The sequence below is a fragment of the Amycolatopsis sp. NPDC059021 genome (assembly GCF_042739895.1).
Taxonomy (GTDB): Bacteria; Actinomycetota; Actinomycetes; order Mycobacteriales; family Pseudonocardiaceae; genus Amycolatopsis.
In genome coordinates, this window is record NZ_JBHYIQ010000121.1 from 13727 (window position 1) to 27941 (window position 14215).

The 14215-nt window shown below is 71.4% G+C and carries 14 protein-coding genes and 1 pseudogene; 9 read left to right on the forward strand and 6 right to left on the reverse strand.

Annotated elements, in window-relative coordinates:
• Window positions 1–96: 96 nt before the first annotated feature.
• The gene (locus tag ACFWX1_RS42050; RefSeq protein WP_345403340.1) at window positions 97–465 is read right to left on the reverse strand and encodes an iron-sulfur cluster assembly accessory protein; all 369 of its coding nucleotides are present in this window, start codon (window positions 463–465) and stop codon (window positions 97–99) included.
• A gap of 143 nt (window positions 466–608) precedes the next feature.
• On the opposite strand from ACFWX1_RS42050, the gene ACFWX1_RS42055 reads away from it, so the two are divergent.
• Together ACFWX1_RS42055 and ACFWX1_RS42060 are read left to right on the forward strand one after the other, a co-directional pair.
• Window positions 609–1265 (forward strand): DUF3043 domain-containing protein, encoded by a 657-nt coding sequence (locus ACFWX1_RS42055; protein ID WP_378395483.1) that lies wholly within the window; start codon window positions 609–611, stop codon window positions 1263–1265.
• 71 nt (window positions 1266–1336) lie between these two features.
• Window positions 1337–1947, forward strand: a pseudogene (locus ACFWX1_RS42060) (aldo/keto reductase); the annotation flags it as partial.
• On the opposite strand, the gene ACFWX1_RS42065 reads toward ACFWX1_RS42060, so the two are convergent.
• Window positions 1934–2641 carry a 2-C-methyl-D-erythritol 4-phosphate cytidylyltransferase gene (locus tag ACFWX1_RS42065; RefSeq protein WP_378395484.1) on the reverse strand — a complete coding sequence of 236 codons (708 nt, stop codon included), beginning with the start codon at window positions 2639–2641 and terminating at the stop codon, window positions 1934–1936. The pseudogene ACFWX1_RS42060 and the gene ACFWX1_RS42065 overlap by 14 nt on opposite strands.
• A 69-nt stretch (window positions 2642–2710) precedes the next feature.
• Here ACFWX1_RS42065 and cobT point away from each other — a divergent pair, with 69 nt between their 5' ends.
• Window positions 2711–3784, forward strand: coding sequence for a nicotinate-nucleotide--dimethylbenzimidazole phosphoribosyltransferase (cobT, locus tag ACFWX1_RS42070; RefSeq protein ID WP_378395485.1), 1074 nt, complete (start codon window positions 2711–2713; stop codon window positions 3782–3784).
• Between the two features lie 410 nt (window positions 3785–4194).
• Here the strand turns inward: cobT and ACFWX1_RS42075 are convergent, their stop codons facing one another.
• Window positions 4195–5298, reverse strand: coding sequence for a branched-chain amino acid aminotransferase (locus tag ACFWX1_RS42075; protein WP_378395486.1), 1104 nt, complete (start codon window positions 5296–5298; stop codon window positions 4195–4197).
• Window positions 5299–5405: 107 nt separating this feature from the next.
• Between ACFWX1_RS42075 and ACFWX1_RS42080 the strand changes: the two genes are divergently transcribed.
• Window positions 5406–5708: a hypothetical protein gene (locus tag ACFWX1_RS42080; RefSeq protein ID WP_378395487.1), complete on the forward strand. Its 303-nt coding sequence runs from the start codon at window positions 5406–5408 to the stop codon at window positions 5706–5708.
• Here ACFWX1_RS42080 and ACFWX1_RS42085 read toward each other — a convergent pair.
• Together ACFWX1_RS42085 and ACFWX1_RS42090 are read right to left on the reverse strand one after the other, a co-directional pair.
• Complete coding sequence (locus ACFWX1_RS42085) at window positions 5705–6322, reverse strand: DUF402 domain-containing protein (protein WP_378395488.1); 618 nt, start codon at window positions 6320–6322, stop codon at window positions 5705–5707. The two genes, ACFWX1_RS42080 and ACFWX1_RS42085, sit on opposite strands and share 4 nt — an antisense overlap.
• Window positions 6315–7172: a sulfatase gene (locus ACFWX1_RS42090; RefSeq protein WP_378395489.1), complete on the reverse strand. Its 858-nt coding sequence runs from the start codon at window positions 7170–7172 to the stop codon at window positions 6315–6317. Before ACFWX1_RS42090 ends, ACFWX1_RS42085 begins: the two co-directional genes overlap by 8 nt.
• Window positions 7173–7272: 100 nt before the next feature.
• Between ACFWX1_RS42090 and ACFWX1_RS42095 the strand changes: the two genes are divergently transcribed.
• The 3 genes from ACFWX1_RS42095 (at window position 7273) to ACFWX1_RS42105 (ending at window position 10356) form a co-directional block, all read left to right on the forward strand.
• Window positions 7273–8778, forward strand: a complete 1506-nt coding sequence (locus ACFWX1_RS42095) for a leucyl aminopeptidase (RefSeq protein ID WP_378395490.1) — start codon at window positions 7273–7275, stop codon at window positions 8776–8778.
• A gap of 85 nt (window positions 8779–8863) precedes the next feature.
• Window positions 8864–9862 carry an SMI1/KNR4 family protein gene (locus ACFWX1_RS42100; RefSeq protein WP_378395491.1) on the forward strand — a complete coding sequence of 333 codons (999 nt, stop codon included), beginning with the start codon at window positions 8864–8866 and terminating at the stop codon, window positions 9860–9862.
• Window positions 9863–9903: 41 nt separating this feature from the next.
• Window positions 9904–10356, forward strand: a complete 453-nt coding sequence (locus ACFWX1_RS42105) for a GNAT family N-acetyltransferase (RefSeq protein WP_378395492.1) — start codon at window positions 9904–9906, stop codon at window positions 10354–10356.
• 19 nt (window positions 10357–10375) lie between these two features.
• On the opposite strand, the gene ACFWX1_RS42110 is transcribed toward ACFWX1_RS42105, so the two are convergent.
• On the reverse strand, window positions 10376–10720 hold the full coding sequence (locus tag ACFWX1_RS42110; RefSeq protein ID WP_378395493.1) for an oxidoreductase: 345 nt from the start codon (window positions 10718–10720) through the stop codon (window positions 10376–10378).
• A gap of 181 nt (window positions 10721–10901) precedes the next feature.
• Here ACFWX1_RS42110 and lpdA point away from each other — a divergent pair, with 181 nt between their 5' ends.
• Complete coding sequence (lpdA, locus tag ACFWX1_RS42115; RefSeq protein WP_378395494.1) at window positions 10902–12275, forward strand: dihydrolipoyl dehydrogenase; 1374 nt, start codon at window positions 10902–10904, stop codon at window positions 12273–12275.
• Window positions 12276–12329: 54 nt separating this feature from the next.
• Window positions 12330–14096 (forward strand): 2-oxoglutarate dehydrogenase, E2 component, dihydrolipoamide succinyltransferase, encoded by a 1767-nt coding sequence (gene sucB / locus ACFWX1_RS42120; protein ID WP_378395495.1) that lies wholly within the window; start codon window positions 12330–12332, stop codon window positions 14094–14096.
• Window positions 14097–14215: the final 119 nt, after the last annotated feature.

Sequence of the window (14215 nt, forward strand, 5' to 3'; positions counted from 1 at the left end):
CTGAACAACACCCACCCCACACACACCACCCGCTCCGCGGCCCCCACCCCCCCCCCCCACCCCCCCCCCTTCTCCGTTGTCGGCAGGCGCGGCGCGTCAGTGGAACGAGTCGCCGCAGGCGCAGCTCCCGGTCGCGTTCGGGTTGTCGATCGTGAAGCCCTGCTTCTCGATCGAGTCGACGAAGTCGATCACGGCCTCGGACACGTACGGCGCGCTCATCCGGTCAACGGCCACACGCAGGCCGTCGAAGTCGCGGAACAGGTCGCCGTCGAGCTCGCGCTCGTCGAAGAACAGCTGGTAGCGCAGGCCCGCGCAGCCGCCGGGCTGAACGGCGATGCGCAGGTGCATGTCGTCGCGGCCCTCCTGCTCGAGCAGCGCCTTCGCCTTGGCGGCCGCGGCGTCGGTCAACGTCACGCCGTGGGTCTCCTCGGCGGTACCAGCGCCGGTCTGCTCAGCGGTCGTCATGGCACTCCCTCTTGGTCGAACTTCCTGCGGGTACTCCTGGTGCACTACGTACAACACGGCAGGGTCCCGATGTGTTCCCCTCCATGGTCGCATATCGATCGACCTGGTGAACGGCGCCGTGACGCCTGCAATACCCTGGTGAGGTGAGGTTCCTGCGCCGCAGCTCTGCTGACACCACCGCCACCGAAGCCGAATCGGCCGAGGCGGACGCCGTCGACGTCCAGGGGAAGAAGGCCTACACCCCGAGCAAGGGCAAGGCCACCCCGAAGCGGCGGGAGGCGGAGGGCAAGCGGCGCGGACCGGTCGCCCCGCCGCCGACCACCATGCGCGAGGCGATGAAGCGCAACAAGGAGCTGCGCAAGGCCAACCCGGTCAGCAAGGAGGAGCGCCGCTCCGCCGCCAAGGAACGCCGTGACCGGATGATGGCGGGCGAGGACAAGTACCTGCTGCCCCGTGACCGCGGGCCGGTCAAGGCCTACGTCCGGGACCTGGTGGACTCGCGGCGCAACCTGCTCGGGCTGTTCATGCCGCTGGCCATCCTCGTGTTCGTGGCCCTGCTCGTGCCCTACCCCGCCGCGCAGCAGTACGTCACGCTGCTGTGCACCGCGATGCTGCTGGTGATGGCGATCGAGGGCTTCGTCAACGGCCGCAAGATCGCGAAGCTGGCCAGGGAGCGGTTCCCGAAGGAGACCATCAACGGCCGGTCGGTCGGCTGGTACGCGTTCGTGCGCGCCAGCCAGATCCGCAAGCTGCGCGTGCCCAAGCCGCGGCTCAAGCCGGGCGACCCGATCCCGAACTGACGGCCCGGCCACGTCACAAGTCGTTAGCCGCGCGAACGAACTATGCCTAGGCTGTGCGGCGGCGGAGTCGGGTGCTCGGACGTGGCCTGAAGGGGCAGCGGCGGGAGAGCCTGGAGATCTTCACCAAGGTCTTCTGGCCGACCGGCCCCGGCGTCCCGAACGACAAGGGGCTGGGCCGCAAGCACATCATGGAGTCGGCGCACGCCTCCCTGAAGCGGCTCGGCACCGACTACGTCGACCTCCACCAGGCGCACCGGTTCGACCACACGGTGCCGCTGGAGGAGACGTTCGGCGCGTTCGCGGATCTGGTCCGCCAGGGCAAGGTGCTCTACATCGGCGTCTCGGAGTGGACGGCGGTCAGGCACCGCCGGCGGGTTCCCGCGCGACCGATGAGACCGGGTCGCGGATGATCGCGCGGTTCCTCGACGACGAGGTGCTGACGCGCGTGGTGAAACTGGAGTCGCTCGCGGCCGATGCCGGGCTCAGCATGGCTCAGCTGGCCGTGGCGTGGGTGCTGCAGAACCCGAACGTCGCCTCGGCGATCGTCGGCGCCTCCCGCCCGGAGCAGGTGCACGAGAACGTCAAGGCGTCCGGGGTGAAGCTGGAAGCCGATCTGCCGGCCGCGATCGACGAGGCCCCCGACGGCGTCATCGAGCGCGACCCCACGCTCACCCAGAGCTAGTGATCACCCGGTCCGCGACCACGAGGTCGTGCGGGTAGGTGATCTTGATGTTCTCCGCGCTGCCGGGCACCCAGCGCACCGGCAGCGCGGAGAACCGCTCCATGCACGAAGACGTGTCGGTGCCGAGGAACCCTTCCCGCTCGGCCTGTTCGTACGCCGCCAGCAGTGGCGCGGCGCGGAAGCCCTGCGGCGTCTGGACCCGGATCGCGCCCGGTACGCGCGAGGACAGCGCGTCGCCGGAGACCGCGACGACGTCGTCCGCGGCGAGACCGGGTACCGCTCCCCCGTATTCCCTGGTCTGCGTCAGCACGTCGTCGATCAGCTTCGCCGTCACCAGCGGGCGGGCGGCGTCGTGCAGGAGGACCGCGTCGATCCGGCCGTCGGCGATGCGGGGCGCGAGATGGCGCAGCGCGTTGAGTTCGGACGCCTGACGCGTGTCGCCGCCGTGCACGAGTTCGACCGGCCCCGGATGCCGCGCCACGACCTCGGCGGCCAGCGTCTCGTCCTGTGGCCGCACGACGAGCACGAGCACCCCGATGCCGCCCGCCCCGGCGAACGCGTCGAGCGACCACGACACGACCCGCCTGCCGGCGAGCGGCAGGTACACCTTGTTGAGCTTCGCGCCGACCCTGGTGCCCGCGCCGCTGGCCAGCACGACACCGGCCGCGGTGGGCGCTGGAAGACTTTCCCGCATGCGCGAACCCTACTGGCCCCGGCACACCGGCGAGGACCCGATGGGCCCGCGGGCGCTAGGGTTTCGAGCGTGGAGACTCCCATCGAGTTCGCCGAGATCGAGGCCCCCGACGACCACGCCCGATCGGCGGCGATCGCCCTGCACGGCAATCTGATCAAGCCCGCCGGATCGCTGGGCAGGCTCGAGGATCTCGGCGTGTGGATCGCGGCCTGCCAGGGCCAGTCCCCGCCCCGCCCGTTCTCCCGGCCTCGCGTGGTCGTGTTCGCCGGGGATCACGGCATCGCGGCGAAGGGTGTCTCGGCCTATCCCGCCGAGGTCACCGCCCAGCTGCTGGGCACGATGCTCACCGGGGGCGCCGCCATCAACGTGCTGGCCGCCGCGGCGGGCGCCAGCGTGCGGGTGGTCGACATGGCCGTGGACACCGAGACGTCGGCGATGCGCGCGGTCAGCGAGTTCAAGGTGCGGCGCGGCTCGGGCTCCATCGACGTCGAGGACGCGCTCACCGGCGACGAGGTGCTCGCCGCGGTGCGGGCGGGGATGCGGATCGCCGACGCCGAGGTCGACGGCGGCGCGGACCTGCTCGTCGCGGGTGACCTCGGGATCGGCAACAGCACTCCGGCGTCCGTGCTGGTCGCGGCGCTGACCGGCAGCGAGCCGGTGGCAGTGGTCGGCCGCGGCTCCGGCATCGACGACACGACGTGGATGCGCAAGGCGTCCGCGGTGCGGGACGCGCTCCGGCGGGCCCGCACGGTGCTGGCCGACCCGATCGCGCTGCTGCGCACCGCCACGGGCGCGGACATCGCGGCGATGGCGGGCTTCCTCGCCCAGGCCGCCGTGCGCCGGACCCCGGTCGTGCTCGACGGGCTGGTGGTGACCGCGGCGGCACTGGTCGCCGAGGAGCTGGCGCCGGGCGCCCGCCGCTGGTGGGTCGCCGGGCAGCTGACCGGCGAACCGGCACACGCGCTCGCGCTGGAACACCTTGATCTCGGCGCGCTGCTGGACCTGGACGTCCGGCTCGGCGAGGGCACCGGCGCCGTGGCGGCCCTGCCCCTGCTGGCGATGGCGGCCCGTGTCATGGCGGAGATGGCCACCCACGACCAGTCCGGCGTCAGCGGCCCCCTGGTCCCGGCCCCCGCCCCCTGACCGGACTTCTCGCTACGTGGGGGTGTCCCCCACCCTCTCCGGGGGCGACCCCGACATCCATTCTACCGCCGGGGTACGACAAACCCGCGTTTTCGCCGGTTTCGGGCGGAGGTTGTCCACAACGCGGAGGGCGTGTGGACAACCGCGGGCAGCACCACTGGCGTGGTGTCCCCAACGACGCGTACGAGACGTTGAACGTCCCCAACGCGTCGTTCGCGACGAGCCGGGCCGGGCCGGGCCGGGTGCTGAAGGGCGCTTTCAGTGCGTTGGACGCACTGAAGGGCACCTTCAGCGCATCGCGCGCACCGAAGGCGCCCTTCAGCACGCCACCATCCACAAAGGACACTCAAGCCGCGAAAAGGGGCCGCCCCGCAAGGAAAACCCTCGAGACGGCCCCGTCGAAACCCGGATCAGGACATCTTGAGCATCCAGCCCTCGGGCGCCGATTGCGTGCCCTCCTGGATCCCGGTGAGCAGCTCACGCAGCTTCATGGTCAGCTCGCCCGGGTTCCCGCCCGCGATCGAGAACTGCCCGCCCGCGTGCTTCACGTGCCCGACCGGCGTGATCACCGCGGCCGTACCGCAGGCGAACACCTCGGTGAGCGCGCCGGACGCGGCCGCGGACTCCCACTCGTCCGTGGAGATCCGCCGCTCCTCGACCGCGTAGCCGAGCGAGGAAGCCAGCTGCAGCAACGACTTCCTGGTCACGCCGGGCAGCAGCGAACCGGTCAGCTCGGGGGTCACCACCCGCGCGTCCGAGCCGGAGCCGAAGACGAAGAACAGGTTCATCCCGCCCATCTCCTCGACCCAGCGCCGCTCCACCGCGTCCAGCCAGACCACCTGGTCGCAGCCCTGCTCCACGGCCTGCGCCTGCGCGACGAACGACGCCGCGTAGTTCCCGGCGCACTTCGCGAACCCGGTGCCACCGGGCGCCGCGCGGACGTACTCGGTGGACAGCCACACGCTGACCGGCTTCACCCCACTGGCGAAGTACGAACCCGCCGGGGACGCGATGAGCGCGTACACGTACTCGTTCGCGGGCCGGTTCACGCCGAGCCCGGCCTCGGTCGAGATCATGAACGGGCGCAGGTAGAGCGATTCGCCCTGCTTCGTGGGCACCCAGCGGCTGTCGACCGCGAGCAACTCGCGGAGCGACTCGATGAAGATGTCCTCGGGCAGCTTCGGCATCGCGAGCCGTTCGGCCGAAGCCTGGAACCGCTCCGCGTTCGCGTCGGGCCGGAACGCGGCGATCGAGCCGTCGGGCTGGCGGTAGGCCTTGAGGCCTTCGAAGATCGCCTGGCCGTAGTGCAGCACCGACGTCGCGGGGTCGAGCGTGAACGGCGTGTACGGGCCGACGGTGGCGTCGTGCCAGCCCTGCTCGGCGGTCCACTTCACGGTGACCATGTGGTCGGTGAAATGCGTCCCGAAACCGGGGTTCGCCAATACTTCCGCGACGCGGTCGGCACTCGCGGGATTCGGGTGTGGGACATGCGAGAACTGCGTCGTGGTCGTCATGGTTAGACAATAGCTCTTAGTCGGACGGGCGTTAGTCGGAAGTCCGGCCTTTCGCCGGTTCGCCGGATCTCGCGGCACACCGCCGGGAGACAGCTTAGGATGGCGACGTGACCTACCATCCCGCACAGCCCGCGAAGACCAAGTCCCCCGGTGCGGGCACGGACGTCAAGACGTTCGCCACCGCGGTCCTGCTGACCTTCGGCGCCGGCCTGCTCGGCATGGTCGGCTGGGCCCTGCTCAGCAGCGGCTTCGGCGGGTTCCTCGGCCTGGTGGCCGCCGGGTTCGGCATCTGGTGGTGGGCGAAGATCCACGGCAAGGTCATCCCGCGGGAGCTGAAGACCCGCTCGGTGGTCATCCTGCTGGTGGTGAACGCCGTCCTCGCCCTCGCGCTCTTCCTCCTCGCGGGTTAACCGGGCAGCACGGGCGCCGGCCAGCCGGGCTCCGGGCGGAAGTCCGTGCCGGTCCCGTCGAAGGGGTAGTCCCCGCGCTCGACCAGCCCGCCGACCCGCTCCCCCTCGGCACGCAGCCGGTCCAGCTGTGCCGGGGTGAGCCTGCCCGCCTCGACCGCCGCGCCCGCCTCGTCCTCGTCCTTCCATCGCCAGCCACCCTCCGGCGTGACGACGAGGTCGAGGATGCCGTCCATGCGGTCCGGGCCGGCCGCGGTCCGCCCGAGCGGTACCTCCAGGTTGACGTACCAGCCCTGGAAACCGCCCGCCGCGTCGAAGAACCACCACACCGAGGACCACTCGTCGTCGGCGATGCGCCGCAGTGTCGAGGTCTCGTGCCAGATCGACGGCACGGATGTCCGGGGCAGGCGGAACCGCTCGCTCAACGGCGCCTCGCGCAGGGGCCGCCCGTCGGCGAGCCTGCTGGCCATGATCGCGGTGCCCGCCGGGAGCCACGCCAGCAGCACGCGGCCGTCGTCGGAAAGCACCCTCAGCGGATGCTGCTGCCCGACACTGCCGTCGGGCCGCAGAAAGCGCTCCACCACCGTCTGTCCCGGGCGCCAGCGGAGATCACACACGTCGTCCACGGTACCTGCTCGCGCGTACACGCAGTAGCAGCTCGACTACGCTTCCCAGTCCCGCGGCCACCAGCGCGGCGAACGGACCGGCCACCGCTGCGCCCGCCGCGGCGAGCAACCCGGCCACGAGCGCCGGGGTCCCTCGCCCCGGGGCGATCCGTTCACGGGCCTCGGTGAACGTCGCGAGCGAAGCGGGCAGAGTCGCGAGCACCAGCACGACGGTGAGCAGCGGCTGCAGGGTCCCGGCGTCGGCGGCGGCGAGCAGATCCCGCATCGACGTCGCCGAAAGGCCGAGCCGGACGGCCCCGAGCTGGTACAGCGCCGCGGCGGTGACCAGGAGCGCGACCACCGCGAGCGCCGCCGTCCGCCGCCCGGCGTGGTCGGCGCGGTGCGGCAGCAGCAACGGGAACACCACGAGCAGCGCCACCAGGACACCGGACGGTTCGGGGGAACCGATCGCGGGCCGGGTGCCGACCGGCGCGACGACGACGCACACCGCCACCAGCACGAACGCCGCGGCCAGCAGCACCACCGTCACCCCGCGGGCCACGGCCACAGGCAGCCGGATTCCGGCGAAGTCCGCGGCCACGACCACGACGATGAGGGCGGCCGCGGCCAAACCCGGGTACGCGGGCACGACGTAGACACCGAACGCGGTCGCTTGGACGACAACGGCGGCGAGCCGCGCGAAGCAGGCGACGTACCGTTCGGGACCTTCGTCGTCGAGCCGGGGCAGACGCGCGGCGAGACCGGCGAGGAGCGCGGCGAGCACGACCGCGGCGAGGACCCAGTAACCGGCACTCGCGGCCCCCACGGCGAGCGCGAGCGGCAATCCGCCACCGAGGCGCACGAGAACCCCTTTCCCTTCCGGCTCCTCTTGTCATTAGCATGGCTCACGATCCGACCGGGCCACCGTCCGGTACCGACAAGACCGCACGAGGAGCCACACCGTGACCGTGCCCAAGCTCGCCCTCTCCGAGAATTCCGAAGGGGCCCTCGCCAAGACGCGCGCGGACGTCGTCGTGATCGGCACCCTGCAGGGCGAGGACGGGCCGGTGCTCGCTTCCGGCGCCTCGGCCGCCGACAGCGCGTTCGACGGCAAGCTCGCCGAGGTCCTCACCACGCTCGGCGCGAGCGGGAAGGCCGAAGAGGTCGTCAAGCTGCCGACGCTGGGCAAGCTGACGCCGTCGATCGTGCTCGCGGTCGGCCTCGGCAAGGCGGACGCCGACGGCGCCGTCACCGCCGAGCAGGTCCGCCGCGCCGCCGGTGCCGCGGCCCGCGCGCTGGCAGGCACCGACCGCGCGTTCGTCACGCTCTCCGAGCTGGACCTGCGGGCCGCCGTCGAGGGCACCGTGCTCGGCGCGTACGTGTTCACCGAGTACCGCTCCGAGGCCGGCGACGCCCCGGTGTCCAAAGTGGACTTCGCGAACCCCGCCGACGGCGCCGCGAAGGACCACAAGGCGACGCTGAAGGCCGCGACCGCGACCGCCGAAGCGGTCATCATCGCCCGCGACCTGATCAACACCCCGCCGAACGACCTGTTCCCGGCCTCCTTCGCCGCCCGTGCCCAGAAGCTGGCCGAGGCGAACGGCCTCGAGTTCGAGGTGCTGGACGAGAAGGCGTTGAAGCGCAAGGGCTTCGGCGGCATCCTCGGCGTCGGCGGCGGCTCCTCGCGCCAGCCGCGCCTGGTGCGCGTCGCCTACAAGCCCGCCAAGGCGGCCAAGAAGGTCGCGCTGGTCGGCAAGGGCATCACGTTCGACTCGGGCGGTATCTCGATCAAGCCCGCCGCGAACATGGACCACATGACCTCGGACATGTCCGGTGCCGCCGGGGTGCTCGCCTCGGTCGTGCTGGCGGCGAAGCTCAAGCAGCCGCTGGAGGTCGTCGCGCACATCCCGCTGGCGGAAAACCTGCCGTCGGCGACGTCGTACCGGCCTGGTGACGTGCTCCGCATGTACGGCGGCAAGACCGTCGAGGTGCTCAACACCGACGCCGAGGGCAGGCTCGTGCTGGCCGACGCGATGGTGCGCGCCGCCGAGGAGAACCCGGATTACCTGATCGAGACCTCGACGCTGACCGGCGCGCAGGTGGTGGCGCTGGGCAACCGCACCGCCGGGATCATGGGCTCGGACGAGTTCCGCGACCGCGTCGCGAAGCTCGCACAGGAGACCGGCGAGGGCGGCTGGGCCATGCCGCTGCCGGAGGAGCTGCGCGGCGAACTCGACTCGCGCCTCGCCGACCTGGCCAACGTCACCGGCCACCGCTGGGGCGGCATGCTCGCGGCCGGGATCTTCCTGCGCGAGTTCGTCGCCGAGGGCCTGCCCTGGGCGCACATCGACATCGCGGGCCCGTCGTTCAACACCGGTTCGCCGTGGGGCTACACCGGCAAGGGCGGCACCGGTGTCCCGGTGCGCACGATCTCCGCGGTGCTCGCGGACATCGCCGAGCAGGGCTGAGCTTCCGACGTTCCGTGAAGGCCTCCTTCACAGCGCTCACCGCTGTGAAGGAGGCCTTCACGGCATTTATGGCAAGGTCGCGCACATGGACCCGGGCGAGTTTCTGGAATCGGCGGTACGCGACGTCCTCACCGCCGACGAAGCCGTGCTCGACGAACGGATCGGCTACACGGCGCTCCTGCTCGCGACGGCGGGTGCCGCCCCCGAGGCCGACCGGCTCGTGACGCAGTGGCGGACGCTCACCGAGCGCCCGGTCACCGCGCTCGCCGGAAGCCAGGTCCGCGCCCGCGCCTGGGCGATGCTGTTCGAAGCCCGCGGCACGCGGCCGGATTGGGCGGAGGAACTGCCGCCGCTCGATCTCGACGCCGAAGAGCGGGCCCACACCGCGTCGCTGCTTCGCCCAGTGTCGGATCTCGACAGCGTCCTCGGCGACTCACCGGCGGCGAGCGTCGTGTCCGGCATCGCCGGGAAGCTCGCGCCTTCACGCCCGGACAAGCTCCGGTCGGCGATCGCCGCGCACGATCTTCCGGGCTGGGCGACGCTGGCCGCCGAACAGGCCCGCCCGGACGTCGCGATGCTGGCCGCCTCGCGAGCGCTCGCACCGCGGCTCGCCGCCGGCGCCGACCCGCTCGGTCTCGGAGCCGAATGGCCGTCCCGCTGCGCCGACGCCCTCGTCGCGGCGCTGTACGAACGCTATCCGCCGAAGATCGGGACCTGGGCGGAACTGATCTCCCGGATCCTCCGGTTCCGGGGCACCGGCACCGCCCCCGCGCCCGCCACCCCGGCCGCCATCGAGGCCGCCGAACTGCGGCTCGGCCTGCGGCTGCCGGACGATTACCGGGACTTCCTGCTCACCTGCGACGGACTGCCCGGCGACGTCGTCTTCCCGCGCCTGCTCGGCACCGGCGAACTCCGGGTCGTGGACGACGTCGTGGTGCTCGCCGAACCGGCGATCGTCCTGCTGGCCCGCGCCGGTGACCGGTGGCATGCCGTCGAGGTCGACCCGGTGTTCGGCAGCACGGCGTACCCGGCGTTCCGCGTCCTGCTCGAACACCATCTGGCTCTGCTGGCCCAATCGGCGTGAACCGATCCGAAACTGTCGGTGGTCCTCGCTAGCTTGTGATCGTGACCACACTCACCCTGGCCGAGATCACTCCGGACAACGTCGGCAAGGCGTGCGACATCGCCGTCGAGAAGCACCAGCGGCGCTTCGTCGCGTCGGTGGCGAAATCGCTCGCCGAGGCGTACGCGCAGCCCGAAGTCGCCTGGCCCCGGCTGATCCTCGACGACGGCGAACCGGTCGGGTTCGTCATGGGCGGCTTCGACCCGGCGTCGCCGGTCGAGTTCTTCCGCTGCGGGCTCTGGCGGCTGAACATCGCGGCCGGGAAGCAGGGCCGCGGGTACGGGCGGTTCGGCGTGCACGCGGTGCTCGACGAAGCGCGAAGACGCGGGCAGAAGGAGGCGTCGGTGCTCTGGGTGCCCGGCGAGGGCGGGCCCGAGGAGTTCTACCTCCGGCTGGGTTTCCGCAAGACCGGGCAGATCCACGAAGGGGAGGTCGTCGCCATGATCACCCTCTGATCCCGGCGGGGACCGGGGCTCAGGCCTGGCCGCGCTTCTTGCGTTCGGTGTACTCGCGCATCCGCTTCGGGTAGCCGACCCTGGCGACCTCGTACACCGGGATCGAGAGCCGGCGCCCGAACTGCTGCGCCGCTTCGAGACTGCCGATCCGGCGCCGGGTCCATTCACCATCGTGTGCGATCAACACCACGGTGGTCTCGGTTACGGTCGTGCGTGGCTCCACGTAGGCCTCGACACCGTGGCGGGACCCCGCCCACTCCTCGAGATGCCTGGTGTCGGTCGAGTTGGCTTTCCGCAGCGTACCGGGCTTTTGGCCGCCCTTGCCGCGGCGGCGCAGCGAGTCGAAGATCCCCACCTCGACCACCTCACTTCCGGGTCACGTCCAGCTCCATTATCCCGGGCGCCGCGTGTGGTCGGTGTCGCCACACCCGGCTAGCTCGCAAGCCCGATCACCGTAGTGACAAGATGGCGGTGTCGCGCGCGCGTTTATACCGCGCCCGTGTGACGCCAGAGCACCACCCACCGCTTGCCGAGGAGTTATTGAAGTGACCGACACCTCCGCCGACCTTGTGATCCTGGGAGGCGGGTCGGGCGGCTACGCCGCGGCGTTCCGCGCTGCCGAGCTGGGCCTCTCCGTCACGCTGATCGAGAAGGACAAGCTGGGCGGGACCTGCCTCCACCGGGGCTGCATCCCGACCAAGGCCCTGCTGCACGCCGCGGAGGTCGCGGACGAGACCCGCGATGCCGAGACGTTCGGCGTCAAGGCCTCCTTCGAGGGCATCGACATCGCCGGGGTCAACAAGTACAAGGACGGCATCGTCGCCCGTCTGTACAAGGGCCTGCAGGGCCTGGCCAAGGCCCACAAGGTGAACCTCGTCGAGGGCACCGGCACCTTCGTCGGCGGCACCACCGTCGAGGTCGACGGCACCCGGTACACCGGGAAGAACGTCATCCTGGCCACCGGTTCGTACTCGCGCACGCTGCCCGGTCTGGAGCTGGGCGGGCGTGTCATCGCCAGCGAGCAGGCGCTTTCGCTGGACTACGTGCCGAAGAAGGTCGTCGTCCTCGGTGGCGGCGTGATCGGTGTCGAGTTCGCCAGCGTCTGGGCCTCCTTCGGTGTCGACGTCACCATCGTCGAGGCACTGCCGCGGCTGGTCCCGAACGAGGACGAGTTCGCGTCGAAGCAGCTCGAACGCGCTTTCCGGCGCCGCAAGATCGCCTTCAAGACCGGCGTGCGGTTCACCGGCGCCAAGCAGGACGACAACGGCGTGAGCGTGTCGCTGGAATCCGGCGAGACGCTGGAGGCCGACCTGCTGCTGGTCGCCGTCGGCCGCGGCCCGAACTCGGCGGGGCACGGCTACGAGGAGGCGGGCGTCAAGATCGACCGCGGTTTCGTGCTCACCGACGACCGCCTGCGCACCAATCTGCCGAACGTCTACGCCGTCGGCGACATCGTCCCCGGCCTGCAGCTCGCGCACCGCGGCTTCCAGCAGGGCATCTTCGTCGCCGAGGAAATCGCCGGGCTGAACCCGCGCGTGATCGACGAGAGCGGCATCCCGCGGGTCACCTACTCGCACCCCGAGGTCGCTTCGGTCGGGCTCACCGAGTCCCAGGCCAAGGAGCGTTACGGCGCGGACGTCACGACGTTCACCTACGACCTCGGCGGCAACGGCAAGAGCCAGATCCTCAAGACCTCCGGCGGGGTCAAGCTCGTCAAGGCTCCGGACGGTCCGGTCGTCGGCGTGCACATGGTCGGTGACCGGGTCGGCGAGCTGATCGGCGAAGCGCAGCTGATCTACAGCTGGGAAGCGTTCCCCGAGGACGTCGCCCCGCTGATCCACGCGCACCCCACCCAGACCGAGGCCCTCGGTGAAGCGTTCCTTGCCCTCGCCGGCAAGCCGCTGCACGTGCACAGCTGACGTCTCACCAGCACAATCAGACCAAGCAAGACATATCAAGGGAGTCAGCGAACGATGGCCTACACCGTCACGTTGCCGGAGCTCGGGGAGAGCGTCACCGAAGGCACCGTCACCCGGTGGCTGAAGCAGGAGGGCGACACGGTCGCGGTCGACGAGCCGTTGCTCGAGATCTCCACCGACAAGGTCGACACCGAGGTGCCCTCGCCGGTGGCGGGCACGGTCGTGAAGATCAGCGCCGCCGAGGACGAGACCGTCGAGGTCGGCGGCGAACTCGCCGTCATCGACGACGGGACCGGCGACGTCCCGGCTTCCTCCGCGCCCGCCGCCGAAGCCCCCGCAGCCCAGCCCGAACCGGAGCCCGCCCAGGAGGCGGCCCCCGCCGAAACCCCGGCTCCCGCCGCCGCGCCCGCTTCGAGCGGCCAGGCCCAGGGCACCGAGGTCACACTGCCCGAGCTCGGCGAGAGCGTCACCGAAGGCACCGTCACCCGGTGGCTGAAGCAGGTCGGTGACACCGTCGCGGTCGACGAGCCGCTGCTGGAGATCTCGACCGACAAGGTGGACACCGAGGTGCCGTCCCCGGTCGCCGGGACCGTGCTGGAGATCCGGGCGGGCGAGGACGAGACCGTCGAGGTCGGCGGTGTGCTCGCGGTGGTCGGCGACGCGAGTGCCGCGCCCGCCGCGGCGCCCGCTCAGCCCGCCGCCCCGGCTCCGGAGCCCAAGCCGGAACCGAAGCCCGAGCCGAAGCCGGAACCGGCGCAGCAGGCCCCGGCCCCCGCGGCCCAACCCGCAGCCCCGGCTCCGCAGGCGGCCCCGGCGCAGCCGTCTCCGGCCGCCGCGGCGAAGGACGGCGCGGCCGACGGCCCGTACGTCACGCCGCTGGTCCGCAAGCTGGCGACCGAGCACGGCATCGACCTCGCGAGCCTGACCGGCAGCGGCGTCGGTGGCCGCATCCGCAAGCAGGACGTGCTCGCGGCGGCCGAGGCCAAGCAGAAGGCCGCCGCCCCGGCACCCGCCGCCGCGGCCCCGTCGGCTCCGGCCGCCGCTGCCGCTCCCGCCGCCCCGCGGGCGGCCGCCCCGGTCTCCCCGGAGATCGCGGCGCTGCGCGGCACGGTGCAGAAGGCGAACCGGATCCGGCAGATCACCGCGACGAAGACCCGCGAGTCCCTGCAGGTCTCGGCGCAGCTGACGCAGGTGCACGAGGTCGACGTGACCAAGATCGCCAAGCTGCGCCAGCGGGCGAAGGCGGCCTTCAAGGAGCGCGAGGGCGTCAACCTGACGTTCCTGCCGTTCTTCGCGAAGGCCACGGTCGAGGCGCTCAAGCAGCACCCGAACGTCAACGCGTCCTACAACGAGGACACCAAGGAGATCACCTACCACGGTGCGGTGCACCTGGGTATCGCGGTGGACACCGACAAGGGTCTGCTGTCGGTGGTCATCCACGACGCGGGTGAGCTGAGCCTGGCCGGTCTCGCGCACCGCATCGCCGATCTGGCGGCGCGGGCGCGGGCGAGCCAGATCAAGCCGGACGAGCTGACCGGTGGCACGTTCACCATCACGAACATCGGCAGCAACGGCGCGCTGTTCGACACGCCGATCATCGTGCAGCCGCAGTCCGGGATGCTCGGCACCGGCGCGGTCGTCAAGCGCCCGGTGGTCGTCAGCGACGCCGACGGCAACGACACCATCGCCGTGCGGTCGATGGCGTTCCTGCCGCTGACGTACGACCACCGCCTGGTGGACGGCGCCGACGCGGGCCGCTTCCTGACGACGATCAAGCAGCGTCTGGAAGAGGGCAACTTCGAGGACGAGCTCGGCCTCTGACCTCCGGGTCGCGATGTTCCGTGAAGGCCTCCTTCACAGCGCTCACCGCTGTGAAGGAGGCCGTCACGGCGTTCCGGGGCCGGATGTGCGCCCCCCGGCCCCATAGGACACGCTAGGCA